Origin of the sequence: Gordonibacter sp. RACS_AR68 (genome assembly GCF_030418485.1) — a bacterium.
Lineage (GTDB): Bacteria > Actinomycetota > Coriobacteriia > Coriobacteriales > Eggerthellaceae > Gordonibacter > Gordonibacter urolithinfaciens.
The window spans coordinates 1,017,463-1,042,693 of the sequence record NZ_JAIPUP010000001.1; the positions used below are offsets into that span (position 1 = coordinate 1,017,463).

26 protein-coding genes are annotated in these 25,231 nt (G+C 68.2%); 14 read left to right on the forward strand and 12 right to left on the reverse strand.

Annotation, left to right across the window (positions count from 1 at the left end):
• The first annotated feature begins 151 nt into the window (after window positions 1-151).
• The 4 genes from K9U15_RS04385 (at window position 152) to K9U15_RS04400 (ending at window position 4,802) form a co-directional block, all read left to right on the forward strand.
• Window positions 152-1,084 (forward strand): methylenetetrahydrofolate reductase, encoded by a 933-nt coding sequence (locus K9U15_RS04385; protein ID WP_123674549.1) that lies wholly within the window; start codon window positions 152-154, stop codon window positions 1,082-1,084.
• Window positions 1,084-1,779, forward strand: a complete 696-nt coding sequence (locus tag K9U15_RS04390) for a vitamin B12 dependent methionine synthase (protein WP_123674550.1) — start codon at window positions 1,084-1,086, stop codon at window positions 1,777-1,779. The genes K9U15_RS04385 and K9U15_RS04390 overlap by 1 nt, the downstream gene beginning before the upstream one ends.
• A complete protein-coding gene (locus K9U15_RS04395) occupies window positions 1,772-4,417 on the forward strand; it encodes a homocysteine S-methyltransferase family protein (RefSeq protein ID WP_301155656.1) in 2,646 nt (881 codons plus the stop codon). Before K9U15_RS04390 ends, K9U15_RS04395 begins: the two co-directional genes overlap by 8 nt.
• 85 nt (window positions 4,418-4,502) lie before the next feature.
• Window positions 4,503-4,802: a CDP-alcohol phosphatidyltransferase gene (locus tag K9U15_RS04400; protein ID WP_123674552.1), complete on the forward strand. Its 300-nt coding sequence runs from the start codon at window positions 4,503-4,505 to the stop codon at window positions 4,800-4,802.
• 167 nt (window positions 4,803-4,969) lie between these two features.
• Here the strand turns inward: K9U15_RS04400 and K9U15_RS04405 are convergent, their stop codons facing one another.
• Together K9U15_RS04405 and K9U15_RS04410 are read right to left on the reverse strand one after the other, a co-directional pair.
• A complete protein-coding gene (locus K9U15_RS04405) occupies window positions 4,970-5,317 on the reverse strand; it encodes a hypothetical protein (protein WP_087191560.1) in 348 nt (115 codons plus the stop codon).
• Between the two features lie 9 nt (window positions 5,318-5,326).
• The gene (locus K9U15_RS04410; RefSeq protein ID WP_087191561.1) at window positions 5,327-6,106 is read right to left on the reverse strand and encodes an SDR family oxidoreductase; all 780 of its coding nucleotides are present in this window, start codon (window positions 6,104-6,106) and stop codon (window positions 5,327-5,329) included.
• A gap of 470 nt (window positions 6,107-6,576) precedes the next feature.
• Between K9U15_RS04410 and K9U15_RS04415 the strand changes: the two genes are divergently transcribed.
• Together K9U15_RS04415 and K9U15_RS04420 are read left to right on the forward strand one after the other, a co-directional pair.
• Window positions 6,577-7,020: a DUF3788 domain-containing protein gene (locus tag K9U15_RS04415; RefSeq protein WP_301155657.1), complete on the forward strand. Its 444-nt coding sequence runs from the start codon at window positions 6,577-6,579 to the stop codon at window positions 7,018-7,020.
• A complete protein-coding gene (locus K9U15_RS04420) occupies window positions 7,017-7,475 on the forward strand; it encodes a pyridoxamine 5'-phosphate oxidase family protein (RefSeq protein WP_087191563.1) in 459 nt (152 codons plus the stop codon). The genes K9U15_RS04415 and K9U15_RS04420 overlap by 4 nt, the downstream gene beginning before the upstream one ends.
• On the opposite strand, the gene K9U15_RS04425 is transcribed toward K9U15_RS04420, so the two are convergent.
• From K9U15_RS04425 to K9U15_RS04435, 3 genes are read right to left on the reverse strand one after another with little or no spacing between them, the layout of a single operon-like run.
• Window positions 7,403-7,915 (reverse strand): hypothetical protein, encoded by a 513-nt coding sequence (locus tag K9U15_RS04425; protein WP_087191564.1) that lies wholly within the window; start codon window positions 7,913-7,915, stop codon window positions 7,403-7,405. The two genes, K9U15_RS04420 and K9U15_RS04425, sit on opposite strands and share 73 nt — an antisense overlap.
• Window positions 7,916-7,965: 50 nt before the next feature.
• The gene (locus K9U15_RS04430) at window positions 7,966-8,397 is read right to left on the reverse strand and encodes a hypothetical protein (RefSeq protein WP_087191565.1); all 432 of its coding nucleotides are present in this window, start codon (window positions 8,395-8,397) and stop codon (window positions 7,966-7,968) included.
• Window positions 8,398-8,451: 54 nt separating this feature from the next.
• Window positions 8,452-8,889, reverse strand: a complete 438-nt coding sequence (locus K9U15_RS04435) for a LytTR family DNA-binding domain-containing protein (RefSeq protein WP_301155658.1) — start codon at window positions 8,887-8,889, stop codon at window positions 8,452-8,454.
• Window positions 8,890-9,066: 177 nt separating this feature from the next.
• On the opposite strand from K9U15_RS04435, the gene K9U15_RS04440 reads away from it, so the two are divergent.
• Window positions 9,067-10,113, forward strand: coding sequence for a proline racemase family protein (locus K9U15_RS04440; protein WP_123674555.1), 1,047 nt, complete (start codon window positions 9,067-9,069; stop codon window positions 10,111-10,113).
• A 21-nt stretch (window positions 10,114-10,134) separates the two neighbouring features.
• Here the strand turns inward: K9U15_RS04440 and K9U15_RS04445 are convergent, their stop codons facing one another.
• The 4 genes from K9U15_RS04445 to K9U15_RS04460 form a co-directional block, all read right to left on the reverse strand.
• Window positions 10,135-11,049 (reverse strand): radical SAM protein, encoded by a 915-nt coding sequence (locus tag K9U15_RS04445; RefSeq protein WP_123674556.1) that lies wholly within the window; start codon window positions 11,047-11,049, stop codon window positions 10,135-10,137.
• Window positions 11,046-11,750 (reverse strand): GyrI-like domain-containing protein, encoded by a 705-nt coding sequence (locus tag K9U15_RS04450; RefSeq protein WP_123674557.1) that lies wholly within the window; start codon window positions 11,748-11,750, stop codon window positions 11,046-11,048. Before K9U15_RS04450 ends, K9U15_RS04445 begins: the two co-directional genes overlap by 4 nt.
• A 21-nt stretch (window positions 11,751-11,771) precedes the next feature.
• A complete protein-coding gene (locus tag K9U15_RS04455) occupies window positions 11,772-12,236 on the reverse strand; it encodes a zinc ribbon domain-containing protein (RefSeq protein ID WP_123674558.1) in 465 nt (154 codons plus the stop codon).
• 111 nt (window positions 12,237-12,347) lie between these two features.
• Window positions 12,348-12,815: a GyrI-like domain-containing protein gene (locus tag K9U15_RS04460; RefSeq protein ID WP_123674559.1), complete on the reverse strand. Its 468-nt coding sequence runs from the start codon at window positions 12,813-12,815 to the stop codon at window positions 12,348-12,350.
• A gap of 218 nt (window positions 12,816-13,033) precedes the next feature.
• On the opposite strand from K9U15_RS04460, the gene K9U15_RS04465 reads away from it, so the two are divergent.
• Both K9U15_RS04465 and K9U15_RS04470 read left to right on the forward strand, forming a co-directional pair.
• Entirely contained in the window at window positions 13,034-13,315 is a 282-nt protein-coding gene (locus tag K9U15_RS04465; protein WP_087191572.1) for a helix-turn-helix domain-containing protein, read from the forward strand.
• Window positions 13,296-14,588: a HipA domain-containing protein gene (locus K9U15_RS04470; protein WP_123674560.1), complete on the forward strand. Its 1,293-nt coding sequence runs from the start codon at window positions 13,296-13,298 to the stop codon at window positions 14,586-14,588. The genes K9U15_RS04465 and K9U15_RS04470 overlap by 20 nt, the downstream gene beginning before the upstream one ends.
• Here K9U15_RS04470 and K9U15_RS04475 read toward each other — a convergent pair.
• Together K9U15_RS04475 and K9U15_RS04480 are read right to left on the reverse strand one after the other, a co-directional pair.
• Window positions 14,585-15,529 (reverse strand): YafY family protein, encoded by a 945-nt coding sequence (locus tag K9U15_RS04475; protein ID WP_301155659.1) that lies wholly within the window; start codon window positions 15,527-15,529, stop codon window positions 14,585-14,587. The genes K9U15_RS04470 and K9U15_RS04475 overlap by 4 nt on opposite strands.
• A gap of 9 nt (window positions 15,530-15,538) precedes the next feature.
• A complete protein-coding gene (locus K9U15_RS04480) occupies window positions 15,539-16,159 on the reverse strand; it encodes a GNAT family N-acetyltransferase (protein ID WP_197702172.1) in 621 nt (206 codons plus the stop codon).
• A 358-nt stretch (window positions 16,160-16,517) separates the two neighbouring features.
• On the opposite strand from K9U15_RS04480, the gene K9U15_RS04485 reads away from it, so the two are divergent.
• The 5 genes from K9U15_RS04485 (at window position 16,518) to K9U15_RS04505 (ending at window position 24,314) form a co-directional block, all read left to right on the forward strand.
• Window positions 16,518-17,651, forward strand: a complete 1,134-nt coding sequence (locus K9U15_RS04485) for a serine hydrolase (protein ID WP_096227149.1) — start codon at window positions 16,518-16,520, stop codon at window positions 17,649-17,651.
• A 9-nt stretch (window positions 17,652-17,660) separates the two neighbouring features.
• Complete coding sequence (locus tag K9U15_RS04490; protein ID WP_096227148.1) at window positions 17,661-18,893, forward strand: hypothetical protein; 1,233 nt, start codon at window positions 17,661-17,663, stop codon at window positions 18,891-18,893.
• Between the two features lie 633 nt (window positions 18,894-19,526).
• Entirely contained in the window at window positions 19,527-20,588 is a 1,062-nt protein-coding gene (gene pheS, locus K9U15_RS04495) for a phenylalanine--tRNA ligase subunit alpha (protein ID WP_096227147.1), read from the forward strand.
• A gap of 281 nt (window positions 20,589-20,869) precedes the next feature.
• Window positions 20,870-23,347, forward strand: coding sequence for a phenylalanine--tRNA ligase subunit beta (gene pheT / locus K9U15_RS04500; RefSeq protein WP_301155660.1), 2,478 nt, complete (start codon window positions 20,870-20,872; stop codon window positions 23,345-23,347).
• Window positions 23,348-23,450: 103 nt separating this feature from the next.
• A complete protein-coding gene (locus tag K9U15_RS04505) occupies window positions 23,451-24,314 on the forward strand; it encodes a DegV family protein (RefSeq protein ID WP_278806721.1) in 864 nt (287 codons plus the stop codon).
• A gap of 137 nt (window positions 24,315-24,451) precedes the next feature.
• Here the strand turns inward: K9U15_RS04505 and K9U15_RS04510 are convergent, their stop codons facing one another.
• Window positions 24,452-25,219, reverse strand: a complete 768-nt coding sequence (locus K9U15_RS04510) for a hypothetical protein (RefSeq protein WP_301155661.1) — start codon at window positions 25,217-25,219, stop codon at window positions 24,452-24,454.
• Window positions 25,220-25,231: the final 12 nt, after the last annotated feature.

Genomic DNA, 25,231 nt, shown 5'->3' on the forward strand with positions numbered 1-25,231 from the left:
GGCGTTCGTCCGAGGCCTCGCAGGTGCTCCGGCGCCCTTCTTGGCAGATGCCTGCGAAGGCTCGGGGCCGGCGCCGCCGATGGCGCCCCTTCCGGCGCGCCCGGGCCGCGGGGGTTTGCCGCGGCCCGGGCGCTTCCGTATAATGACCCCCATGAGAAGCGTTTCAGACATATACGCGGCCGCCCGCGCGGCGGGCCGCCAGCCGGTCTCGTTCGAGATATTCCCGCCGAAGGGCGATCTCACGCTCGAGACGGCGCACGAGGTGGCGGCCGAGCTGGCCGACCTGCTGCCCGATTTCGTGAGCGTGACGTACTCGGCGGGCGGCAGCGGCAACCGGCAGGCCACGGCCGACGTGGCCGCCATGATCCACGATGATTTCGACATCCCCACGGTGGCGCACCTCACCTGCCTGGGTGCCACGGAAGAGTCCATCTCGCGTGCCATCGACGACCTGAAACGCAAGGGCATTGCCAGCGTCCTCGCGCTGCGCGGCGACCGCACGGCCGACGCATCGGAGGCGGAGGGGCCGTTCCGCTTCGCGAAGGACCTGGTCATGCGCCTGGCAGACGAGGGGTTCTGCGTGGGGGCGGCGGCGTATCCCGAAGGGCACATCGAATGCACGGACTTCCGCGCATCGGTGGCGCACCTCAAGCAGAAGCAGGATGCGGGCGCGTGCTTCTTCGTCACGCAGCTGTTCTTCGACAACGCGTACTTCTACCGTTTCCGCGAGGCGGCCGACGCGGCGGGCATCACCGTGCCTATCGCGTGCGGCGTCATGCCGTTTTTAGGGAAAGCGCAGATCCAGCGCATGGTGTTCATGTGCGGCGCCTCGCTGCCGTCGCCCATCATCAAGCTTCTGGCCAAGTACGAGGACGATGCGGCCGCGCTGCGCGCGGCGGGCATCGAGTACGCGTGCGCCCAGCTGGTGGATTTGCAGGAGCACGGCGCGGACGGGCTGCACGTGTACACCATGAACCAGCCCGACATCGCCCGCGCCTGCGCGGGCGCGCTGCGTGCGACGTGGCGCCCGGCGGGCGAGGCGGCCGTGCGCGGCGCCGGGGAGCCTGTCGGCGGGCGCGCCTGATGGCGACGGAGGGCCTGCGCGTCGACCGCGACGAGGCGCTGCGCTACTTGGGCTACGACGGGCAAAAGCTCGACGCCGACCTCGCGCGCCGCTTCGACGAGGCCGTGGCCGCCTGCGAGCGCCTGCACCTGCGCTGCCTCCATGCCGTGTTTCCCGTGGACCATGCGAGGTCGGATGCCGGGCACGTGGCGTTGGAGGGGTGCGGCCTCGTGCTGGAGGGACGCGACATCGCCCGCCATCTGGACGGTGCCGGCGAGGCAGTGCTCATGGCATGCACGCTGGGCGCCGAGAGCGAGCGGGCGCTGCGCCTGCGCACGGCCACGAGCCCTGTGGACGCGCTCCTGTACGGGGCTGCCGCGTCGGCGCTCGTGGAGGCGGCGGCCGACTTGGAGGAGTCCCGCATCGTGGCCGAGGCCGCCGCGCGCGGCCTGCGCACGAACTTCCGTTTCAGCCCCGGCTTCGGCGACCTGCCGCTTGCCGTGCAGCCCGCGTTCCTTGCGGCGCTCGATGCGCCGCGCCGCATCGGCCTCACGGCCACCGCGGGCAACCTGCTCGTGCCCACGAAGAGCGTCACGGCCGTCGTGGGCCTGTTCGAGGGCGAGCCGTCGAACGCCTCGGCGCGCTCGACGTGCGCTTCCTGCGCGCTGGCCGGACGCTGCGCGCTCAAAGACCAGGGAAGGACCTGCCATGGATGAGAACAAGCCCGCTGCTTCCGCCCCCGCCCGCTCGGGCGCGGGGCGTGCCGCTGGCGCTACCGCCCGCACCGCCGTTTCCGCCCCCGCCGGCCTGCCCGACCCGCTCGCGGGGCTGCGCATTGCCGACGCGCACCTCGGGCGCGTGCTGCGCGGGCAGGACTTCCTCGTGCAGGACGGCGCCATGGGCACGCTCTTGCAGGAGCGCGGCCTCACGGCGCACGGCGAGCTGCCCGACCTGCTGAACTTGCATGACCCGGACGCCGTCGTGGACATCCACGCCGGCTACGTGCGCGCCGGGGCCGAGATGATCACCACGAACACGTTCGGCGCCAACGCGCACAAGCTGGAGGGCCGCGCGACGGTGGCCGACGTCTACCGTGCGGCGGCGGCCAACGCCCGCGCGGCCGGCGCCCGCTACGTGGCGGGCGGCCTCGGCCCCATCGGCGTGCTGCTGGAGCCCCTGGGCACGCTGCCGTTCGAGGCGGCCTACCAGATATTCGCCGAGCAGGTGCGCGCCGTGGTCGAAGCCGGGTGCGACATCGTGCTCATCGAGACCATGACGGACCTGCGCGAGGCGAAGGCGGCGGTGCTGGCGGCGAAGGACTTCTCCGACCTGCCCATCTTCGCCTCCATGACGTTCGGCGAGGACGGGCGCACGTTCCTCGGCACGCCCCCGGGCGTGGCGGCGGCCGTGCTGTCGTCGTTGGGCGCTCATGTGGTGGGCGTGAACTGCTCGCTGGGCCCGAAGGAGCTGGAGCCGGTGGCTCGCGAGCTGGTGCGCTGTGCGCGCTGTCCCGTGGTGGTGCGCCCGAACGCCGGGCTGCCGCACGTCGTGGAGGGGCGCACCGTGTACGACGTGGAGCCTGCGGAGTTCGCAGCCGTCATGGAGCGCATCGTGGAGGCAGGCGCGAGCGTGGTGGGCGGCTGCTGCGGCACGAACCCGGCCTTCACCGCAGAGCTGGCGGCGCTCGTGGCGGGCCGCACGCCGGTGCCGCGCACGCCGCCGTCCGCGTTCACGGTGACGAGCGCCCAGGAGGCCGTGGAGCTGTCGGAAGGGCGCGCGGACGCGGTCGTCATCGGCGAGCGCATCAACCCCACGGGCAAGCCGAAGCTGAAGGCGGCCCTGCGCGCGGGCGATTACGACTACCTGGTGGGCGAGGCCGTGGCCCAGCAGGAGGCGGGCGCCGCCATCCTCGACGTGAACGTGGGTCTGCCGGAGCTGGACGAGCCCGCCGTGCTCGCGGCGGCCGTAGGTCGCCTGCAGGCCACGGTCACGGCGCCTTTGCAGGTGGATTCGAGCGATCCTGCGGCCATCGAGGCGGCCGTGCGCGGGTATGCCGGAAAACCGCTCGTGAACAGCGTGAACGGCAAGCGCGAGAATCTGGATGCCGTGTTGCCCGTGGTGGCGCGCTATGGCTGTGCGGTAGTGGGCCTCACGCTCGACGAGGACGGCATCCCGCCCACGGCAGAAGGGCGGCTCGCCGTGGCCGAGCGCATCGTGGCGGCCGCGGAGGCCCACGGCATCCCGCGCTGCGACGTGGCCATCGACTGCCTGGTCATGGCGGCGGCCACGAACCAGGACGAGGTGCGCGAGATCCTGCGTGCCGTGCGCCTCGTGAAGGAGCGCCTGGGCGTGCGCACGGTGCTCGGCGTGTCGAACGTGAGCTTTGGACTGCCGCAGCGCGGCCTCGTGAACGCCACGTTCCTGGCCGCGGCGCTCGCGGCGGGGCTCGACCTGCCCATCCTGAACCCGTTGAACGCCCGCTGCCGCGACACCGTCGAGGCATGGCGCGTGCTGAACGGCCAGGACCGCGGGGCGGCGGCCTACGTGGAGCGCTACGCCGGGGCGCCCGACCCGTACGCGGTGCGTGGTGCGTACGAGGCACCCGGGGGCGTTGCAGATGCCGGGGCCGCGGCGCCCGAAGGGGGGCGCAGTCCCGTGGCGGGGCCGGACGGAGCGGCAGGCATGCCGGTGCCGCCCGCCCTCGCGGACGCGGCCGAGGAGGTGCGCGCCATGGAGCGCCTCATCCTCACGGGACGCGCGACCCCCATGGCGGCCGCGACCGAGCGGCTGCTGGAGGGCCACGACGCGCTCGACGTCATCGACGGCGTGTTCATCCCGGCGCTCGACGCCGTGGGCGAGCGCTTCGAGCGTGGCGAGTTCTTCCTTCCGCAGCTCATGGCCTCGGCGGAGGCGGTGAAGGCCGGCTTCGACGTGGTGCGCTCGCGCCAGGGGGAGGCTGCCCCGACGGACGACGGCAAGGCCATCGTGCTGGCCACCGTGCAGGGCGACATACACGACATCGGCAAGAACATCGTGCGCATGCTCTTGGAGAACTACGGCTACCGGGTGATCGACCTGGGCCGCGATGTGGCTCCCGAGCGGGTGGTTCAGGCGGTGCGCGAGCACGGCGCGCAGCTCGTGGGCCTCTCGGCGCTCATGACCACCACGGTGAAGGCCATGGAGCAGACCATAGCGCTCTTGCACGAGCAAGTGCCGGGCACGGCCGTGTTCGTGGGCGGCGCCGTGCTCACGGCCGACTACGCGTGCGAGATAGGCGCGGACTACTATGGCAAGGACGCCGCCGAGGCCGCCCGCATCGCGGAGCGGTTCTTCGCCGCGCACCCGGCAATATGAAAACGAGATGCTTTTGCGGGTGCAACCTTCAGGAGTTCTTGCTATGATGTGTGCCAAGGCTTATTCCCGAGGAAAGGGGTCTGCTATGGGTGTGAAATCGGCGGAGGCGCTCGACGTTTCGTTCGACGAGCTGCCGAACTACCTGCACGCCAAGCATTCGGTGTACATGGAGGTCGGCGGCGCAACGTATTACCTGACCGATGTGAACGACCGCTACTGGCGCGCACAGGACACGGCCCAGTTCAACGACAAGGGCCACTACGTGGACACGAGCGAGCTGGTGCCCACGGTGAGCGAGTTCATGACGCTCCCCTTCGTGGACGGCAAGTCGATAGGGGATGTGTTCGAGGAAGCAACCTTCTACGCCTCGGAAAAAACCGAATAGTGAAAACAGGGACGGCCGCGCAAGCGGCCGTCCTCCGTTGAGCGTGACAAGGGGACGGGGATAATGTCACGTCTCCGGGAGTTTTGCGGCCCCGCGCCCAGCGAGGAACGGGACATCATCCCCGTCCCCTTGTCACGCGGCGCATGTCGTGGCGCTCCGATGCGCGCCTATGCCGGGCGGATGACGAGCTCTTTGATAAGGCTGTCGTCCAGGCTGCATACGCCGTCGTTGCAGTTCTCGATCTGCGCGAGGGCGTGGATGATGGTTCCGTTGTAGTCGGCGTAGAAGTTCACTGTGCGCTCGTTCACGATTCTCGGGTCGCGCATGGTGAAGCCGCCGAACATGAACTTGTTGTGGAACGACATCTCGATGGCGTTGCGCCCGTACAGAAACGTGTTCTGCCGCTTCACCATGGAGGGGCAGTAGTCCACGAGGCGGCTGTCCTCGGTGAAGCATGCCGCGAGCCCCTTGTGGTCCTTGCCCTGCATCGCGGTGACGAAATCGTTGATGACCATGTGCGCCTCCTAGTAGACTTTCTCGGAATTGAGCAGGGCGTCGGTGCCGCCGTCCACGAACAGCACCACGCCGTTGATGCCGCTGGCCTCGGGGCTGGCGATGAACGCCATGGCGTTCGCTATTTCGATGGGCTCCATGAGCGGCTCCTCGCCGAAGTGCGTCGGCACGGGGATGGCCTCCATGGCCGCGCGTTGCTCGGGCAGCATGTTCGCGGTCATGGCCGTGCGCACGTTGCCCGGCGCGATGGCGTTCAGGCGCACGCCGCGCGAACCCCAGTCGGGGCTCATGCGCCGCACCCAGCGGGCGAGCGCGTACTTCGTGGAGGCGTAGTACACGTGCCCGACGGCCGGATCAACGTCCTTCACGAGCTCGAGGATGCGGTCCTCGTCGGCCTGGTTGTTCAGCATGCCTGCCACGTCCATGCGCGCCGCGCCCTGGGCGATGGAGTTCGACGACGTGATAACGCAGCTGCCGCCCCTCTTCTCCAGAAGGTCGCGCACGCCTTTGGCCATCTCGGTGGCGCCGAAGTAGTTGAGCGAGATGATGAGCGAGATGGGCACCTTGCCGCCCGATACGCCCGCGTTGCAGATCATGGCGTCGATGCCCTCGGGATAGCGCTCGTGCAGCTCGGCGATGGCGCCGGCACGGCCCTCCTTCGTGGCCAGGTTCGCCTCGATGTCGCCGTCCTTGAGGTCGATGTTGACCACCTCGTGGCCTCGTTCGCGCAGGATCTCGGCCGTCTTCGCGCCGATGCCGCTCGACGCGCCGGTGATGACGTAGATGCCCATGCGTCCTTCCTTTCATGCGGGGCTGCGCGCAGCACAGCCCTTATCGATACGCATTACTATTACGAGGTAAATCATATACCATGGCCCACGGCGTCCTGCCTGCGCCAGGGCCAACGGTAGCCGAGGCGTCATCCGCGGCGGCTCCCTTTCGGCCGGCGGCCTCGGCGGCTGTCGAAACCGTTGGAGGGGCAACAGCTGCGGGGCGGCGGGCACCTCGGGAGCATGGGCGGCGGGCAGGCGATCGGCTGTCGGGCATCGTGGGCGGGCAGAGAAGGGGTTCGAAAGCCTACGGAGACGGGGTGCCTGCCGGGACCCGGCTGCCACCTCGGGCCTGCGAACCGGCCGGGGCGGGGAGCTCTGCTCCTGCGTGTCGTTCAAAATAAGGAACATAAGTTCTTAAATTCCCGATCATAAGCTCTAAATCCATGCTATACTGCCCCTAACCGCCCCATGACTCTTGGAGGATGCCCATGGTTGCCTGGCACGAGCTGTTTCCCGTAGACCGCGAGCCGTCGATGGAGGATATCTCCGCCTTTATCGACAACCCCCTATGGGATGCGTTCACCGTGTTCGTCGACGAGACGTACGGCGCCCAGCCGCGCATCGAGTACAGCCGCTGCGGCGGGGCGCCCGGCTGGAACGTGAAGTACAAGGCGCGCGGGCGGGCGCTCTGCACGGTGTACCCGCACGACGGTTTCTTCATCTGCATGGTGTCGGTGGGATCGAAGGAGAAGCCCGAGGCCGAGGGACTGCTGCCCGCGTGCGACCCGTACGTGCGCGCGCTGTACGAGAGATCGGCCGACAGCAACATGGGCCGCTGGCTCATGATCGAGGTGACGAGCGAGGCCATCCTGCGCGACGCCGAGGCGCTCATGATGCTGCGCGCCGCGCCGAAGAAGGAGGCGCGCTCATGATGCGCGACCCCGAGCAGACCATCGGCAACCTCGTCGACCACCAGAACGCGTCGTTTATCGGCTCGGTGGACGGGGACGGCTTCCCCGAGATCAAGGCGATGCTCCCGCCGCGCCGGCGCGAGGGCATCCGCACGTTCTACTTCACCACGAACACCTCGTCGATGCGGGTGCGACACTATCGCGCGCACCCGCAGGCGTGCCTCTACTTCATGGACCGGCGGTTCTTCCGGGGCGTCATGCTCAAGGGCACGATGGAGGTGCTCGAGGACTCGTGGGCGAAGGAGCTTATCTGGCAGGACGGCGACACGACGTACTATCCGCTGGGCGTGACCGATCCTGACTACTGCGTGCTGCGCTTCACGGCCGATGCGGGGCGGTACTATCAGAACTTCGGGTCGGAGGACTTCGTCGTGCCGGAGCCTGCTGGCGAGGAACCGGGCGCACCGGAGGCGTGACGCGCAGGCCGCTTGACCCACCAGGTTGCGGCCACGCTGAACAGGAGCGTCTGCGCGAGTATCTCGAGCGTTCCTCCGATGCTGATGCCCAGGGGCGCGTCCGTGGGCGCGAGGTAGATGAAACCCTCGATGGAGTCGGGCGAAGGGGCCGGCGTGTTGAAGATGCCAACGATGGCTATGACCGCCCACACGACGAGCCAGCCGTGCTTGCGCTCCATGAACGCGGGGCGAATGAGCCAGAGCACGAGGGCGAACAGAGCGCCGCGCACGATCTGGAACACAGGGGCCAGCCCGACGATGGGGTCGTCCAGGGGGCGCATGCCGATGGCCTCTACCGAGGATTGGTAGTCGAACAGGAACATTGCCGCAAAGCCGCACAGGGTGTAGGTGAGGACGTGCGCGACCGTGACCTTCGTGCCGAAGGCGAGCTTCTCTTTCATGGGTATGCCTTTCTGTTGGGTGATAGACGGGCGGGTGCAGGCGGCCGCGCTCAGCGGCGGTTCTTCTCGCGGTAGCGGGCGAGGGCCTGGTCGTAGCCGCCGGCAGTCTTCTTGAAGTAGACGGTGTAGCCCGCCGTGACGCCCGCGAGGATGAACAGGTACACGATGGCGAAGGCCGCCCAGACGCCGGGATCGTCGAGCGGGAACCACGGGCCCGCCCAGGCGCAGAGTGCCAGCACGGGCAGGCCGCAGGCGCCGAAGCCCGCTATGCGCGCCGGGTAGGCGAGCTTCCTGAACACGGCGCCGGTGAACCAAAGCGCCTGGAGAGCCGCCATCCCGAAGGCGGCGCCGAACACGCTCATGGTGAGGTTGAGCCCGTAGCTCGGCCCGGCGAACAGATAGCCCATGCCCGTGAACCACAGCATGACGATGGTGAACATGATGCACGCGGCGGAGGCGGCTTGGACGATGATCTTCTTCATGACGAACTCCTTCGAAATGAGACACGGGGACGGGGTTGACGTCTCATGCGGTGGCTACAGCCCGAGCTTCCGCTTGATGGCGGGCGCGTATTGGCGCGACACGATGACGGCCTCGCCGTTGTCCAGCATGAGCTGCAGGCGCGCGTTCAGGGCGGGCCGGATTGACGCGACGTGGTCGAAGTTCACGAGCATCTGCTTCGATGCGCGCACGAACTCGGTGCCCGCCAGCCGTTCCTCCAGCTCGTAGAGCTTGAACGGCGCCTGGTACACGGCATCGGCCGTGTAGAGGAACGTTTTGCCGTCCACGGTCTCGGCGTAGCAGACGTCGTCGACGTCGAGCCGGTACGTCGCCCCGTCGCGCTCGCCGACGAGCACGTGGTCGAAGGCGCCGAGCGAGGCCACGATGCGCTGCACGCTCTCGTCGATGCGCGGGCATGCGATGGCGACTTCGACGTCGTCGAGCGCGGGGTTCTCGGTGATGGTCACGTTCATGGTACGCGCCTTCCGTCGTCAGGTTGCGGTGGTTGGCCAACGACGCCAGTATGCCCGACCGCGCGGGGCCCGCGCAAGGCCGTCGGGGCCCAGTTGCATGCGGGGCCGCGCAAGTTGCACGGACGCGTCGTGTGGTATGCTCGGGAAGCAAGGCGAGGCAGGCGAAGGGGAGGGCGCATGGACGTGGAGGCGAACGTGGATATGGGCCGGTTCGAGGCGGCCGTCAAAGTGGTGGACGTGCATGCGGCCGGGGAGCCCTGCCGGGTGGCCGTGGGAGGCTTTCCGGAGCCTGCGGGCGCCACGATGATCGAGAAGCGCCGCTGGATGGAGCGGCACGCCGACGACCTGCGGCGGGCCCTCATGCTGGAGCCGCGCGGCCACCACGACATGTTCGGCGCGTTCCTGTGCCGGCCGGTCGACCCCCGGGCCGACGTGGGCGTGCTGTTCATGGACACGGGCGGCTACCTCAACATGTGCGGGCACGGCGCCATCGCCGTGGTCGCAGCCGTGCTGGAGGCCGGGATCGTGGAGGCGCGCGAGGGTGGGAACGAGGTCGTGCTCGAGGCGCCCGCCGGGCTTATCCGTGCCACGGCCTTGGTGCGCGGCGGTGCGGTGGAGTCCGTGTCGTTCGAGAACGTGCCGTCGTTCGTCTACCGGGACGATGTCGCGGTGCAGGTGGAAGGGCGTACCGTGCCGCTGACCATCGCCTTCGGCGGCAGCTTCTTCGCGCTTGCGGACGCTGACGGCCTGGGTCTCGGCGACATCGGCCCCGAGACGGCTCCCGCCTACGCGCGACTCGGCATGCTCGTGCGCGACGAGGTGAACCGCACGGTGGCCGTGAGCCATCCGGCGCTCGACATCGACACGGTGGACCTCGTGGAGTTCTCGGCATCGGGGGCGCCTGCGGCATCCGATGCTCCGACGGCGCTGCGCCATGTGGTGGTGTTCGGTGCCGGGCAGGTGGACCGCTCGCCGTGCGGCACGGGCCTGAGCGCAAAGCTCGCCGCGCTCCACCGCGCGGGCAAGGTTGCCGTGGGAGAGCCGGTGGTCTGCGAGAGCGTGATCGGGACCCGCTTCACCGGCACCATCGCCCGGACGACGCAGGTTGGCGACCGTGCGGCAATCGTCCCGCGTATAACGGGCAGCGCGTACCTTACCGGCTTCGGCACCTGCCTCGTCGACCCGAACGACCCGCTCGGCCATGGCTTCCTGCTGCCGCGCTGACCTTACCGTACTGTTGCCCGGTCAGAACAGGCTGCCCTGCGTGCCGATGGGCTGGGCGGGCTTGTACGCCTTGATGATGTCGGACATGCGCCACAGAAGTCCGTGCTTTTTGCAGAGGGCGCGGAACAGGGAGCGATTTTCGGTGGCGCGCGGGCTGTTGCAGAAATAGCGATCGCCGAATGTGGCGCGGTAGCGCTCGGGCAGCGCGGGGTCGACGGCGGCCACGCGGTCGAGGAAGTGCTCGCGCTGGCGGTCGCGCATCGTGACGCCCGTCATGTGGAAGACGAACCGCGCACCGGCCGCTGCCGCGCCCTCCACGACGTCGCGAATCGTGGCGTCGTCGTCCGTCACCCAGGGCAGCGTCGGCGTGAACAGCACGCCGCAGAACACGCCGGCGTCCGCCAGCTCGGCCAGCGCTGCGAAGCGCTCGCTCGGCGAAGGCGCGTGCGGCTCGATGATGCGCGCAAGCTCGTCGTCGGCCGTGGTGACGGTGACCTTCGCGATGGCGCCGCCCGCGCGCCCGATGGCGCTCAGCAGGTCGGCATCGCGCGTGACGAGGGTGCTCTTCGTATCCACCGAAACGCCGAAGCCGAACTCCTCCACCAGCTCGAGCGCCCCGCGCGTCACGCGCAGCTCCCGATCGAACGGGTTGTACGTGTCGGACATGGCACCGATGCCCACGATGCCGCGCACACGGCGGCTGCGCAGCTCGCGCCGCAGGATGGCCAGCGCGTCGAACTTGACGCTCACCTGGTCGAAGTCGTCGATGCGGTAGCACTCGCTTCGGCTGTCGCAGTAGATGCACCCGTGGCAGCAGCCTCGGTACAGGTTCATGTTGTAGTCGATGCCGAACCACTCGTCGCCGTGCGCGCGCACCTTCTGGAGGATCGACCGCGCGCGCACGACGGGGCAGGGGCTTGGCGCGGCATCGCTCATGCGGATGCGGGCCTCACGGGGTGGCGCAGCACGGTGCGCAGGTTCTCCGGCTTCGTGCGGCGTGGATCGCCCAGGTAGATTTCATGGTGCAGGCGCACCGAGGGAACTCCGCCGTCCGCGTCGAGCGCGTCCATCAGGGCCTCGGCGCTCGGCGGGTCGGCGATGTCCCCCGCGCGTCCCGTCGTGCGGACGAACTCCTCGAGAGCGGCAACCGTGGCGGGCTCGTCGTCGTAGGGCCCCTTGTGCATGATCTGCGCGCAGGGTCCTTCGGCGAAGCGCACGAGCCGCGCGCGGCCGACGTCGAGCCCGGGCTTCTTCGCCGCGACCTGCTCGCGTGCCCAGCGATATACCTCCGGCCTGACGAAGTCGGGCTGGCAGATCATCGACACCCAGTTGAGCGCGTCCTTGTCCTCGATGCGCCCTCCGTCGAAGCCGCCTCCCCACCACAGCCCTTCGAGCGGCGGCACGACGTAGTCGAAGTAGCCTTCCGGCTGCCAGTCGCCCATCTTCGCCATCTTCACGGTGAACGAGAAGGCGTAGAGCAGCCCGAGCGCTTCGGCGTAGTCGCCGTTCTCCTCGTTGGGGTTGCCCGAGCCGGCTACCGCGATGAACGTCATCGCCGGCACGTCGATGAGCATCGGCTTCGTCTTCGGCAGGTAGAGGTCCTTGTATTCCTTCTTGAAATCGAATGCTGCGGCCATGGGGTCCTCCTTCTTCGTCGTTCAGTCGGCGGCTGCGCCCTTCCAGCGTTCGAGCGTGGGCAGCAGCGATTCCATGCAGGCGCGCGCCTCTTCCTCGTTGAAGGGCGCCTCGGGGCCGGCCATGTTCTCCACGCAGATCTCAACCATGTCCTCCATGGTGCATTCGCCCAGGTAAGCGCCGTTCGCATAGCACCACTTGCAATGATGTTCGCTGGGCGAGCCGTCCGCCTCCGTGCCCAGCAGGCTTGCGTCCGCGAGGGGCATGCCGCAGCTCTGGCACACGGCTTGCAAGGGCATGTCGAGCAGCTTCTCGATGGGCACGTTGAACGTGGTGGCGATCAGTTTGAGCGCGTCGATGCCTGGCTGTGTGTCTCCGCACTCCCAACGCGACACCGCCTGGCGCGTGACGAACAGGCGCTCCGCCATCTCCGCCTGGGTGAGGCCGTTTCGCTCCCTGATCTCGATGAGCGTGTCCTTGATCGCCATGAAGGGCTCCTTTTCCCGGTGTCGATACTCAGGTTCCATGGAACCATGGCGCACGCGGCCCCGTCAAGCAACAGCCGGTTGCCCGACGGGGCCGCGCGTTCGGCGCGGGCGTTATCGCAAGGCCACGTACACGTCGATGTCGGCGCAGGACATGTCCTCGCCCGGAAGGTACGCCTCGAAGTCCACGGTGTACGCGCGCTGCGCCGTCAGCTCCTCGTCGGCCCAGATCTCCTCCCAGGCCTTGGCCACGCTCGCCACGCAGTCGCCGCCGCGGATGGCGATCTTCGCGTAGCGGCCTGCGGCGATGGTCTGGGCTTCCATGCCCTCGGGCGCGTCTGCGGACGTCTCGCAGCCCACGAGCATCGTGTAGCCCATGTCGCTCATATCGTAATCGTAGTACAGCCCGAAGCAGCCGTACGGCTCGACGCGCGTCTCGGGGATGGTGCGGTCCATGCCCTCGCCCATGAAGCGTCCCCACAGCTGGCCGATCGCGGCCACTTCCTCGGGAGAGTTGTTCGAGGTGCGGATGGTGGGGCCCACGATGGTGCGCTCGGGAAGCTCGACGATTTCGTAGTTCATGGTTCGGATCCTTTCGAAGCGGTGAATGTTGACAAGGAACACGATACCGAACATAACCGGACAGGGCGTGTCCGGTTATGCGGGAAAGTTTGGAAATCGTAGAGGATACGAGTTGTCAAATATTTTAGATATTCGATCCATACTATAAATCGTCAATAATATTTGACATACGGTGCTATACTCGATTTATCAAATATTATTGACAAAGGAGCGCGGCGATGGAGTGGAGCAACGTGTATTCCCCTAAGCAGCTCGGTGCGTTTTTGAAGAAGCGGCGCAAGGAGCGCGGCATCAGCCAAGACCAATACGCCGAGATGATAGGCGTTTCCCATGCAACGCTGTCTGCGCTCGAGAACGGCAAGTCAGTCTCTTCGACCACGATGTTCAAGGCGATCGGTTTTTTGGGACTGAACCTCGTGGTGGTTCCGAAAACCGCGCGTACGAAGGTGGTGCTTGCGAAGGATGTAGAGGAGCGAGAGGATGACGGCCATGCGCGGTGACAATCTGCTCGTGTACGTTGGCGACAAGATCGTCGGCCGGCTCGAACCGGTAAGGGACGGTGCGAGGTTCAGGTACGAGCCCTCGTTCGCCGCTTCTCACGCCGGCGAAGCGTTGCTTTCAACCGCGTTGCCCGTGCAGGACGAACCGTTTGATCGGGAAACGACGCGAAGGTGGTTCTCCGGCCTTCTGCCCGAAGCGGCGCGCTTGGGCGAAGTGAGCCGCTTCTTCGGCCTGCATTCGGAATCGTACGTCGACCTTTTGCGCGAAGTTGGATGGGAATGCGCGGGTGCCGTTCGCGTTCTTCCGGTTGGCGCCGAGATTGCGCGTGACGACGATACGGCCTGCAAGCGTCTCGGAGAGGAAGAGCTTGCGCGACGGCTCGCCGCATTGCCCACCCATCCGTTCGACAGTGCCTCGACCATGCGCGTGTCGTTGGGCGGGTACCAAGAAAAGCTCTGCGTCGTTGCATCTGAAGACCCCGAGGTTGTCGACGGTCGGATCGAGCGCCTGGAAGTAGCACTTCCTTTGCGGGGCGCTCCGACGACGCACATCCTCAAGCCCCAACCGCGCGACCGTCTTGAAGGCTTATGCGAGGGCGAGGCGTGGGCGATGGCTGCCGCTCGTTGCGCGACGGCGACGGCCGAGTCGGCGCTGTACTATGCAAGCGACGGTACGCCGGTCCTGATGGTGCGGCGCTACGACCGGGAACGCGTCGACGGCAAGATCGTCCGCATTCATCAGGAAGACGGGGCGCAAGCGCTGGGATTGGGGCCCGAGCAGAAGTACGCGGCCGAGCGCGCCCCGCAGAAAAGCGATCCAACGTTTCAAGGTTTGGCCTCCTTGCTGGCGACATATGCGCTGGATCCGCACGGTCAGATGCTGGTTCTCCTTCGCCAGTTGACGGTGAATCTCGTGCTGGGAAACACCGACGCCCATGCGAAGAACTACTCCCTGTTGCACGATGCTACGGGAGCCGTGTCGCTCAGCCCACTGTACGACGTGGTTCCCGCGCGCGAGATCACGCCGCAGGTGCTGACGCTGGGCATGCGCGTGCATGGGCGTATAAGGTTCGATCGGGTCGCTCGCCAACAGGTGGTGGGCGAAGCGATGTCTTGGGGGCTTTCGGCGCGAGCGGTCGAACGGGAGCTCGACGAAGCTTTGGACGACCTTGAGCGCGGCGTAGAAGCTGCTTCTGCGTTGTATCCCGCAGCGGGAAGCAGGCATGCTGCTGCGGCCCTTGCGCGACTTGCCGAGCTGCGCGAGAGTTGTTAGGCACCGGCACCGGGATCGGCGTCGGGCTCGTCCTCGGCGTAGCGCCGCGCAACGGCTTGCGCCTGCTCGCGCAGCCAGGCGCGCACATCAGCGGGTTCGAGCACTTCGAGCAGCTCGCCGAATGACAGCAGGTAGTAGCGCGTGCGCTCCCCGATGTCGCAGACGAGCGTCACCAGCCAGCTGCCGTCTGCCTCGCGCTCGATCGTCTCCGGAGCGAACTCCTCGCGCACCCGTGCTTCCGCTTCGGGGGCGAAGCGCATGACCAGCCGGTCGCTTCCCCTCATGTGGCCGCCCTCGTCGAACGCGGGCATCGGGCGCGCCTCGAACGTGTCGGGCGTGACGCTGATCGTCTCCCAATCGATGCGGAACAGCTTGAACGTGCGCCATGCCTCGCGTTCGCGGCACCAGGCGCGCAGGTACCACGACGATTCCTTGAACACGAGCTGCGCGGGCTCCACCGTGCGCTCGGTGCGGTTGCCGGCGGCGTCGAAGTACGCAAAAGACAGCGGGTGCCGGCCGATGGTGGCGCTGCGGATGGCATCGAACGCGGCGCGGTAGTTCGGCGGCGCGCCCCAGAACGAGAAGTCCATGTCGAGCCAGTCGACGTTCTCGCGCTGGAACAGCCGTCCGAGGCGCGCAGCCGTCTCGTCGCTCGCCTCGTCTGCCGCGCCGGTGCGGTTGAGCGCCGAGAGCGCCGCCATGATGTCGCTCTGCTCGCGCTCGCTCAGCACCGAGCGGTCCAGCACGTAGCCGTCCATGAGGTGCACGCCGCCGCCCTTGCCGCGCGTCATGTACACGGGCACGCCCGCCGCCGACAGCGCGTCCACGTCGCGACGCACCGTGCGTTCGGACACTTCCAGCTTGGCCGCCAGCTCCGCCGTGGTGGAGGTGCCGCGGTCCATCAGCAGGTAGACGATCTCGAACAGGCGCTGGGGCTGCATGGCGGTTTCCTAAGCGCGCTGACGCTGCGCGGCCGCGGCGTTCGCGCGGGCCAGCACGTCGTCCACGACGGCAGCGTCGCGGCACAGCAGGGCGGGGAAGGGGACGGGCGCCTCCGGTGCGGGGTCGAAGGCCGCCAGGGGCAGGAAGAGCCATGCCACGTCGCGCCAGGCGCCGCAGGTGTAGCCGGCGTTGCGCTGGATGCCCATGAGCTGGAAGCCGAACGCCTCGTGCAGGCGCTCGCTGGCCGCGTTCGGCAACGTGACGCGCGCGTAGGCGCATTTCATGCCCTGCAGGCGCACGAGCTCGATCAGGGCTCCGTAAAGCGCGCTTCCCTGCCCGGCGCCTTGGGCGCCGTGGGCCAGGTACACCGACAGCTCGGCGTTCCAGGCGTAGGCCGCCCGCTCGGCCTGGGCGTGCGCATAGGCAAAGCCCACCACGCGTCCGTCCTGTTCGGACACAAGGTACGGGTAGCCGGCGAGCACGCCTGCGACCCGCTTGCGGAACGCTTCGGCCGAGGGCGCCTCTTCCTCGAACGTGACGGGTGTGTCCAGGAAGGGCGCGTACACGGCGAGGATGGCGTCCGCGTCGTCGGCGGTCGCGAGGCGTATGCGGGTGGGAGCGGGTCTCACGTGACGTCTTTCCGGTCGGGGAGGGGCATTGTCCCGCCCATACTACCACGGAGCCGTCGCCGTCGCCCATGGCAGGGCGGTGCAGGCGTCGGCCAAGAGGGGCGCTCGCTCTCGGAAAACACCGTCCCCGAGGAACGAAAGCGCTGGTGATAACAAGCGTTCAATCCCCTTTCCCCCGCGGGGGGACCATGCGAACAGACCGTGGCGCTGTTGTGTTGTTCGGTTGCGTCGTCTTGTCGTTGCCCGGCTGTTACGGAATACTCGGTGGGGAAAAGGGCAGAACAGCCGCCCCGGAAAGCGCGGCGCGTTAGAAGCACGGCGCAGGGTTGCGGCAGGAAGGAAGCGAAACGGCGAAACCATGGGGAAGGGTTCGGGCATACGGCGGCTGCGCCGACGGATAAGGCACCTGCCGACGTGGTCGAAGGCGGCCGCGCTTGCGCTCGTGGGCGTCGTGGCCTTCTTCGGCGTGGCGATCGGGGCGGGGGCTGCCGCCGAGCGCCCCGAGGAGCCGGCCGTGTCGCTGGGTGCGGCCGACGCCGCTCCGGATATCCCTGTCGCCGTGGCGGACGAAGCGGTCATGCCGCCCGACACGGCGACGGCATCGGCACCCGCGGCGAGCGACGTGGAGCCGACGGTGCTCGACGCGGCATCTGGCACGGCCGACGTCAACCTCTTCGACGCCTCGGGGGCCCAGCGTCCCGTCGACCCGTCCGAGGTCCCCGACGTGGCTACGGCGCTCGAAGCGTTCCGCAGCGCTGGTTGCGACGCCGGCTTCGTCGTATACGATTTCGCCTCCCAGCGCGGCCTTGGCTGCAACGCCGATGCGGCCTTCTCCTCGGCGAGCACCATCAAGGCACCGTTCGTCACGTACGTGGCCCAGGCCCTGGTCGACGAGGGAAGGGCGGCGCTCGACGACGTGGTCTTCGAGGACACGGTCATGGAGGGCACGGGCATCATGGCCTCCGACGGCCAGAGCACCTACGACCTGGCCACGGTGCTCACGGACACCATCGTCTACTCCGACAACACCGGTTACGCGCTGCTCCGCAACCGCTACGGCGAAGGCTTCGAGGCGTGGACGGCGGCGGCCGGCGTGGACGCTGCGGCCTGGGGTGGCGAGTGGTACCCCTCCTACACGCCGCGCGACTTGGCGAAGCTCTGGCTTGGCGTGGGCGGGTACCTCGGGGGCGGGGGCGGCTTGGCCTCCTTCTGCGAAGGGCTGTTCGCGCAGACCGGCACCTCGTTCATCCGCGAGGTGCTCGGATCCGACCATCAGGTGCTCTCGAAGGCCGGCTACGAGATCGACACGCCCCTGTACGACATGGGCGCGCTCAACGACGCCGGCATCGTCGAGTCCGTCGCAGGCGACTACCTGGTGGCCGTCATGTCGGATGCCGACTACGATGACGCGTACTTCACCGACAACGAGCCGCTCATCCTTAACCTGATCGCCGCGCTCGACGAAGCGCACGACCGGCTGCTCGCAGCCTAAGGACTTCTTATGAACCCGAACGCGTACCCGGCCACGAACGTCCCGTCCGCCGAACCCGCCGGTCCGCAGCGCCGGCGCCCCGTTACTCCGTTTGCCGCACGCGCAGTGCTGGGCTGCCTGCTGGCGGCGCTTCTGGCCTGCGGGCTCGTTCCCTTCGCGCCGCGGGCGGCTGGGGCCGACGAGGTTGACGAGGCCGCCGTGGCCGAGGCCGAGCGCTCCGTGGAGGAGGCCCAGAGCGCGCTCGACGGCGCCGAGTCGAGCCGGCAGGGCATCGCCGCCGACCACGAGGCGCTCGTCCAGGAGGTCGCCGAGCTGCAGAAGCGCATCGACGAGACTACGGCCCAGGCTCTGGAGGCCCAGCAGGAGGTCATCGACGGGCGCGCAGCCCTGGCCAAGGCGGCGGTCTACGAGTACCGCGGGGGCTCGGCCCAGTCGCTCGTCATGCTGCTGCTGGAGGCGCAGAGCTTCGACGAGCTCGTGCGCAACCTGGTCTACCTCTCGAGTGTGGTGCAGTACCAGGTGGATGAGGTCGAGGCGCAGAAGGAGCGCTCGGCCCGCTTCGACGCGCTCATGGAAGATCTGAACGCGCAGAAGGACGAGCAGGAAGGGAAGCTGGCCGAGCTCGAGGAGAAGAAGGTTCAGGCCGAGCAGACGGTGTCCGACGCCTCGACGAGGCTGCAGGGGGCGCAGAGCGAATACTCCTCCATGTTGGAGGAGCTGCAGCGCAAGATCGAGGAGGCGGAGGCCCAGGGCTCCGCGCCTACCGAGCCGGTGGCCGTCGACGAGTCGAACACGAACACGTCGCGCCCGGGCGACCAGATGACGGACGTCGCGCCCGACCCGTCGCCCTCTCCGGCACCCGACGGCGGCTCGGGGTCCGATCCGGCGCCGGAACCCGCGCCCGATCCCGGCGTCGGCTGGTCCACGGGAGTCGCCTCGGCGTACGGCGGTTCCACCGACCCCTACACGCCCAATCCCGGCACCACGGCCACGGGCGCCGTCTGCGACGACTGGTCCATGGGCGTGGCCGTGCCGATGGCGTGGCCACGGTACTGGCAGTACTACGGGCGCACCGTCGAGATCTCCTACGGCGGCATGACGGTGCTCGCCACCGTGAACGACTGCGGCTACATGGGCGGCGGCAGCCGCTCCCTCGACCTGCAGCCCGGCGTGTGGAAGGCGTTCGGCTTCTCGTCGTGCAACGACTGGGGCCTGCGCACCGTGAGCTACCGCTTCCTGTAGGGGCGTGGCAAAAGCCCGGGGATGATTTCGCACGGAGACGATGTCGTGTTAGGGGGGGGGCGACGCCATGCTCCCCGACGCCAGGGTTCTGCGAGATTGCCGAGAATGCGACATCGTCTCCGGGGATGACGCAGCAGGATGACGCAGGACGGGGATAATGTCGTCAAATCCGATACCTCGGATTTGACGACATTATCCCCGTCCCCCTGTCTCGTTTGTGCTAAACTGCAACGTTACATGCGATGACGAAGACAGCGCCGTGCGGCGCGGTTGCCATCAGAGACGGGTGCCACCGGCTGAGAGCACCCGGGCGGCCAGTGCGGCGATTCCCTTCCGAGCAGCGCGTTTGAATGCGGATGCGGCCCGGCGGCAGCGGGGCGGCAAGACGTGCAGTAGGACGCGACGGGTGCTCCCGTTACCGAGCGCAAGAGCGGGCGGCTTTAAGCCGCACCCCGTGTCGCCGTAGGGCGGGCGGGTGTGCAGCGAAGGCACGCCAACCGAGGTGGTACCGCGAGAGCCTTCTCTCGTCCTTGGACCGGGGCCGTGCCCCACACGACAAGGACGAGAGAAGGCTCTTTTTCATTGCGCCGGCTGCGGCGGGCGCGGGGAGAGACGGAAAGGAAGCACGAGGACATGGGTATCGTGGACGAAGTGGCGGCGCTGCGCGAGCAGACGCTCGCCCGCATCGCGGAGGCGGCCGACACCGCCGCGCTCGAGCAGGTGCGCATCGGCGTGCTCGGCAAGGCCGGCACGCTGACGGGCTATCTGCGCAGCATGGGACAGGTGCCGAAAGAGGAGCGCGCGGCCGTCGGCAAGACGGTGAACGAGGTGCGCGAGGCGGTGGAGGAGGCGCTGGCCGCACGCAAGGCGGCCCTCGATGCCGCCGAGCTGGCCGCGGCCATCGACGCGGCGGCCGTGGACGTGACGCTGCCGGGCCGCGCCCAGCAGATGGGCACGCGCCACCTCATCAACCGCATCACCGACGAGATCTCCGAGATATTCCTCGGTCTGGGCTACACGGTGGCCGAGGGCCCCGAGGTGGAGACCGACTACTACAACTTCGAGGCGCTCAACGCCCCGGCCGACCATCCCAGCCGCAGCCTGGCCGACACGTTCTACGTGGTGGACCGCTCCGGCGACGAGGCCGCCGTGCGCGGTGAGTCCGACGTGCTGCTGCGCACGCAGACCTCGGGCGTGCAGGTGCACGCGATGGAGGACAACGAGCTGCCCATCTTCGTCATCGCGCCCGGCAAGGTGTACCGTCGCGATGTGGCCGACCCGTCCCACCTGCCCCAGTTCACGCAGATCGAGGGCTTGGTGGTGGACGAGGGCATCACGTTCGGCGACCTCAAGGGCACGCTCGACTACCTGTGCAAGCAGCTGTTCGGCGAAGAGCGCAGGACGCGGTTCCGCGCCCACTACTTCCCGTTCACGGAACCGTCGGCCGAGGTGGACGTGAGCTGCGGTATCTGCCACGGCGAAGGCTGCCGCTTCTGTAAGGGCACCGGCTGGCTGGAGATCCTCGGCTGCGGCATGGTGGATCCGAACGTGCTGTCCATGTCCGGCATCGACCCCGAGAAGTACTCCGGCTTCGCCTTCGGCATGGGGGTGGAGCGCATCGCCTGCCTGAAGTACAACGTGCCGGATCTGCGCATGCTGGTGGAAGGCGACATGCGCTTCCTTCGGCAGTTCTAGGGTTTCTGGCGGCGACGGCGGGGCGGCGCCCAGTCGCTCGAACAGTCCTCGCTGCGCTGCGGAACTCGCTTGGTGGGCGCCGCCCCGCCGTCGCCTTCACATGGTTGACGTTGTTGCGGCTCGCCTGATGACCGGTGTTCGGACTCGGGCCGAAGGGGGTCAGGCAGGCGTGGGCATGGTGAGAGGGGTTGACCTGCGCGTTTTGCTTTCTTGGGAGGCGCGAGGGGCGGGAGTGGTTCGGAATAGTATGCGCGACGCGCATAGACGATAGGAAGAACGATATGAAAGTATCTTTGAAGTGGCTGAGCGAATATGTGGACGTGCCTTCGGACACGAAGGCGTTCTGCGATCGGCTCGATCTGACGGGCACGGGCGTGGAGGCGGTGGAGAGGACCGGCGCGGCGCTCGACGGGGTGGTCGTGGGGCACGTGCTCACCTGCGAGCTGCACCCGGACAGCGACCACCTGCACGTCGTGACGGTTGACGTGGGCGCAGGCGAACCCGTGCAGATCGTGTGCGGCGCGCCGAACATCGCGGCGGGCATCAAGGTGCCGGTGGCCACCGTGGGCGCGGTGCTGCCGGGCGACCTCAAGATCAAGAAATCGAAGCTGCGCGGCGTTCCCAGCTGCGGCATGTGCTGCTCGCAGCGCGAGCTGGGGATGGGCGGCGATCATGCGGGCATCTGGATCCTGCCCGAGGACGCGCCCGTAGGCATGCCCATCGCCGATTTCGCGCAGCTCTCCGACACGGTGCTCGACCTGGAGATCACGCCGAACCGTCCCGACTGCCTTTCCATGGTGGGCATGGCGCGCGAGGTGGGCGCCATGTACCGCACCGACTACGAGAGCCCGCTCGGGCGCATGGCGGGCAAGCTCGTGCTGGACGCCTCCTCGGCGCCCGTCGACGAGACGGTGAGGATCACCATCGAGGACGCGGTGCGCTGCCCGCGTTACACCGCGCGCGTCATCCGCGGGGTCAAGGTCGGGCCGAGCCCCGACTGGATGGTCGAGCGCCTGGCGGCTATCGGCCAGCGCTCCATCAACAACATCGTGGACGTGACGAACTATATCCTGTTCCTGTTCGGCCAGCCGCTGCACGCCTTCGACCTGGACAAGCTCAAGAATGCGGACGGCGTGGCGCATATCGTGGTGCGCGCGGCCGCCGAAGGCGAGCGCCTGACTACGCTCGACGGCGAGGATCGCGCGCTCACGTCCGATATGACGGTCATCTCCACGCCGGAGCTCGGTGCCGTGGCGCTCGCGGGCGTCATGGGCGGCCTGGACACCGAGGTCACGGACGGGACGGTGGACATCCTGCTGGAGGCCGCCACGTTCGAGCCGGGCCGCACGAGCCGCACGAGCCGCAACCTGGGCCTGTTCAGCGAGAGTTCCATGCGCTACGAGCGCGGCGTGGACGACCACGGCATCGAGGAGCGTTCGGCCGCGGCCGCCGCGCTCATGGTGGAGGTGGCCGGGGGCTCGGTGAGCGCCGCCGTCCGCAACGGCGAGGGCATCGTGGACGAGTGGCCGGCGCCCTCGACGGCGCCCGATTTGCGCTTCCGCATCCCGCGCTTCTGCGCCATGATGGGGGCTGACATCCCGCGCGCCGACATCGAGGACATCCTGCGCCGTCTCGGCTGCGCGGTGGCCGACGATCCGGCGGGCAATGCCGACGTTCTGGCCGTGACGGCGCCCACGTTCCGCCCGGACCTCGAGCGCGAGATCGACCTGTACGAGGAGGTGCTGCGCCTGTGGGGCATGGACCGCATCCCTGCCACGCTGCCTGGCGGCCCCGGCCGCGTGGGCACGCGCTCGCAGATGGAGCACGTCATGGACACGGTGAACGCCGTCATGCGCGCGAGCGGCCTCAACGAGACGATGACCTACTCGTTCGCCGAGCCGGGCGACCTCGACCGCCTGCGCATGCCGCACGAGGGCCTGGGCGAGCCGGTCGAGCTCATCAACCCCCTGAACGCCGACCAGTCCGTCATGCGCCAGAGCATCGTGCCGGGCCTTCTGCGCAGCGTGGCCTACAACCAGAGCCGCGGCGTGAAGAACGTCCAGCTTTACGAGGCGGGCGCCGTGTTCTTCGCGGCCGAGGGGCGCAAGCAGCCCAAGGAGCGCCGACGCCTGGCGGGCGTGCTGGCGGGGGCCATGGGCGATACGGGCTGGAACGCCGCGCCGGCCCCGTTCGACTTCTTCGACGGCAAGGGCGTCGTCGAGAGCCTGGCGCGCGAGCTGGCGCTGCCGAAGCTGCGCTTCAAGCCGCTTTCCGCCGAGGAGGCCCCGCACCTGCAGCCCGGGCGGGCCGCCGCGGTGCTGTCGGGCGGAGCCGAACTCGGTTGGGTGGGCGAGCTGCACCCGCTGGCCGTGGAAGCCTTCGAGGCGGACGCGCCGGTGGTGGCGTTCGAGCTGGACGTGGAGGCGCTCGCGAAGGCGTCGCGCCCCGCGCGCGACTACCGCGACGTGCCCACGTTCCCTGCCGTGTCCATGGATGTGGCGTTCGTCGTGGACGAGAGCGTCGCGCACGAGAAGCTCGTGCAGTGCATGACCTCGGCGGGCGGCAAGCTGCTGGAGGACGCGCGCCTGTTCGATGTGTACCGCGATGAGGAGCGTTTGGGCGCGGGCAGGAAGTCGATGGCCTACGCGCTCACGTACCGCGCGGCCGACCGCACGCTCACGAGCGACGAGGTGGACAAGGCTCATGAGCGCTTGGTGAAGAAGGTGTGCACGGCCACCGGTGCCGAGGTGCGCGGCTAGCCGATCGGCCATAATGGTAGGGTAAGCAAGAAGGACGGGATTCGGGGCCGTCTGCATCGGGCGGCGGGGGAATCCCGTCGCCTGCTGTCTGGGAGGGCAACAGGTGGAAAAGAGCATCGCAGTCGCGACGGACACGAACAGCGGCATCATGCAGGAAGAAGCCGAGCAGCTGGGCGTGCACGTGGTACCCATGCCCTTCGTCGTGGACGGGGAGGAGTGCTTCGAAGGCGTGAACCTGGACGCCGAGCGCTTCTATGCGCGCCAGACCGCAGGCGCGGACATCGTCACGTCGCAACCGTCCATCGTCGATCTGGGCAAGCGCTGGGCCGAGCTGCTCGAAGCGTATGACGAAGTCATCTACATCCCCATGTCCAGCGGCCTGTCCGGCTCGTGCGAGACGGCGTGCCAGGTGGCCCGGCACTGCAACGGGCGCGTGCACGTGGTGGACAACCAGCGCATCTCGGTCACGCAGCGCGAGGCGGTGCTCGACGCGCTGCGTTGGATCGGCGAAGGTCGCACGGCGGCCGAGACGTGCGCGCTGCTGGAGCGCACGAAGCTCGACGCCAGCATCTACCTCATGGTGGATACGATGGCCTACCTGCAGAAGAGCGGGCGTATCACGCCGGCTGCCGCGGCCATCGGCTCCGTGCTCAAGATCAAGCCGGTGCTGCAGATCCAAGGCGAGAAGCTCGACGCCTTCTCGGTTGCCAAGTCTTCCAAGGCCGCGAAGCGCACCATGGTCAAGGCGCTCTCGCGCGACGTGCAGGATCGCTTCGGCGGCGCGGGCGGCGTGCACCTCTACGTGGCGCACACGAACCGCGACGAGGACGCCCAGGCGTTCGCCGACGAGGTGCGCGCCCACTTCGGCACGGACGACGTCTACGTCGACCGCCTCCCCCTGAGCATCGCCTGTCACGTGGGCCCCGGCGCCCTGGGCATCGGCTGCGCCAAGAAGCAGTTCGCGTAGGGCTGCAGGTTGCCGAGCTGCCCATCCTAGCGATTTTTCGGCATCGGCGCAGACGAGGATTCCTTTTCTACGGCCTGTCAGCTCGGTGAAGTGTCCATTTTGTCGAAGATGCCGATGGCTTCCAGCAGGCTCTGGTCCTAGGAGGCCAGCACGCCCTCGCGCGTGTAGACGGTGAGCGTGTAGGAGGTGAAGCTGTACGCGGCCGATTCCCCTTGCAATTGCTGGCTCGACACGCTCATGCGCCACAAGACGCCGGCGCTCCCTGCCGGGCAGCTCCCGATGCGGGTGACGGTGCGCCGGTCGAAGCGGTGATTCTCTTCCACGGTGCGGGAAAGCTCGTCTCCGAGGCCGGCCGCCTCCAACAGCGATGCGCATACGGCCTCCGCCTCATCCTCGCCGGCGAGCGGTGCCATGATGCCCATGCCCACGGCCTGCGGGCGCCTTCCCTCCAGCATGAGCTCGGGTGATGTCTCGCCCCCTCCGACGGCGAAGAAAAGGCGCGTCCTGGAGCCCGCGGGCGAGCACGGCGTTTCGGCGGAAATGCTTTCCCAGGCGCCTGTGGGGGCTCCCGTCTCGTATTCGAACCCGAGTCCCTCCAGCGTGGCAGGGATCCGGGCCGGGTTGAGCAAGAGGATAGCTTCAAGATCGTAGGCCGAGCAGACTGGGGCGGAGTTGGGAGAGGGCGCCGCCGCCGGTCCTCCGTCGCAGGCGTCCCCTGATGCGGGGAGGCCTTCTCCAGCATCGGGCTCCTGGTCGCGCGCTTCTTTGCCGAATGCATCGGCTGCGAATGGAACGCTCTCGTCGACGGGCCTTTGCGCAGGGGCGGCGCATCCGGCGATGGCTGCGCAGGCGAGAGCTATCGCCGCGCACCGGGCGATGGTGGTCGGGCGACGCTGGTTCGGCATGGGGCGTCCTTT

What these genes read in the sequence shown, in the direction of transcription:
- K9U15_RS04385 (WP_123674549.1), top strand. Translation starts at nt 152, where the DNA reads ATGAGAAGCGTTTCAGACATATACGCGGCCGCCCGCGCGGCGGGCCGC.
- K9U15_RS04390 (WP_123674550.1), top strand. Translation starts at nt 1,084, where the DNA reads ATGGCGACGGAGGGCCTGCGCGTCGACCGCGACGAGGCGCTGCGCTAC.
- K9U15_RS04395 (WP_301155656.1), top strand. Translation starts at nt 1,772, where the DNA reads ATGGATGAGAACAAGCCCGCTGCTTCCGCCCCCGCCCGCTCGGGCGCG.
- K9U15_RS04400 (WP_123674552.1), top strand. Translation starts at nt 4,503, where the DNA reads ATGGGTGTGAAATCGGCGGAGGCGCTCGACGTTTCGTTCGACGAGCTG.
- K9U15_RS04405 (WP_087191560.1), bottom strand. Translation starts at nt 5,317, where the DNA reads ATGGTCATCAACGATTTCGTCACCGCGATGCAGGGCAAGGACCACAAG.
- K9U15_RS04410 (WP_087191561.1), bottom strand. Translation starts at nt 6,106, where the DNA reads ATGGGCATCTACGTCATCACCGGCGCGTCGAGCGGCATCGGCGCGAAG.
- K9U15_RS04415 (WP_301155657.1), top strand. Translation starts at nt 6,577, where the DNA reads ATGGTTGCCTGGCACGAGCTGTTTCCCGTAGACCGCGAGCCGTCGATG.
- K9U15_RS04420 (WP_087191563.1), top strand. Translation starts at nt 7,017, where the DNA reads ATGATGCGCGACCCCGAGCAGACCATCGGCAACCTCGTCGACCACCAG.
- K9U15_RS04425 (WP_087191564.1), bottom strand. Translation starts at nt 7,915, where the DNA reads ATGAAAGAGAAGCTCGCCTTCGGCACGAAGGTCACGGTCGCGCACGTC.
- K9U15_RS04430 (WP_087191565.1), bottom strand. Translation starts at nt 8,397, where the DNA reads ATGAAGAAGATCATCGTCCAAGCCGCCTCCGCCGCGTGCATCATGTTC.
- K9U15_RS04435 (WP_301155658.1), bottom strand. Translation starts at nt 8,889, where the DNA reads ATGAACGTGACCATCACCGAGAACCCCGCGCTCGACGACGTCGAAGTC.
- K9U15_RS04440 (WP_123674555.1), top strand. Translation starts at nt 9,067, where the DNA reads ATGGACGTGGAGGCGAACGTGGATATGGGCCGGTTCGAGGCGGCCGTC.
- K9U15_RS04445 (WP_123674556.1), bottom strand. Translation starts at nt 11,049, where the DNA reads ATGAGCGATGCCGCGCCAAGCCCCTGCCCCGTCGTGCGCGCGCGGTCG.
- K9U15_RS04450 (WP_123674557.1), bottom strand. Translation starts at nt 11,750, where the DNA reads ATGGCCGCAGCATTCGATTTCAAGAAGGAATACAAGGACCTCTACCTG.
- K9U15_RS04455 (WP_123674558.1), bottom strand. Translation starts at nt 12,236, where the DNA reads ATGGCGATCAAGGACACGCTCATCGAGATCAGGGAGCGAAACGGCCTC.
- K9U15_RS04460 (WP_123674559.1), bottom strand. Translation starts at nt 12,815, where the DNA reads ATGAACTACGAAATCGTCGAGCTTCCCGAGCGCACCATCGTGGGCCCC.
- K9U15_RS04465 (WP_087191572.1), top strand. Translation starts at nt 13,034, where the DNA reads ATGGAGTGGAGCAACGTGTATTCCCCTAAGCAGCTCGGTGCGTTTTTG.
- K9U15_RS04470 (WP_123674560.1), top strand. Translation starts at nt 13,296, where the DNA reads ATGACGGCCATGCGCGGTGACAATCTGCTCGTGTACGTTGGCGACAAG.
- K9U15_RS04475 (WP_301155659.1), bottom strand. Translation starts at nt 15,529, where the DNA reads ATGCAGCCCCAGCGCCTGTTCGAGATCGTCTACCTGCTGATGGACCGC.
- K9U15_RS04485 (WP_096227149.1), top strand. Translation starts at nt 16,518, where the DNA reads ATGGGGAAGGGTTCGGGCATACGGCGGCTGCGCCGACGGATAAGGCAC.
- K9U15_RS04490 (WP_096227148.1), top strand. Translation starts at nt 17,661, where the DNA reads ATGAACCCGAACGCGTACCCGGCCACGAACGTCCCGTCCGCCGAACCC.
- pheS (WP_096227147.1), top strand. Translation starts at nt 19,527, where the DNA reads ATGGGTATCGTGGACGAAGTGGCGGCGCTGCGCGAGCAGACGCTCGCC.
- pheT (WP_301155660.1), top strand. Translation starts at nt 20,870, where the DNA reads ATGAAAGTATCTTTGAAGTGGCTGAGCGAATATGTGGACGTGCCTTCG.
- K9U15_RS04510 (WP_301155661.1), bottom strand. Translation starts at nt 25,219, where the DNA reads ATGCCGAACCAGCGTCGCCCGACCACCATCGCCCGGTGCGCGGCGATA.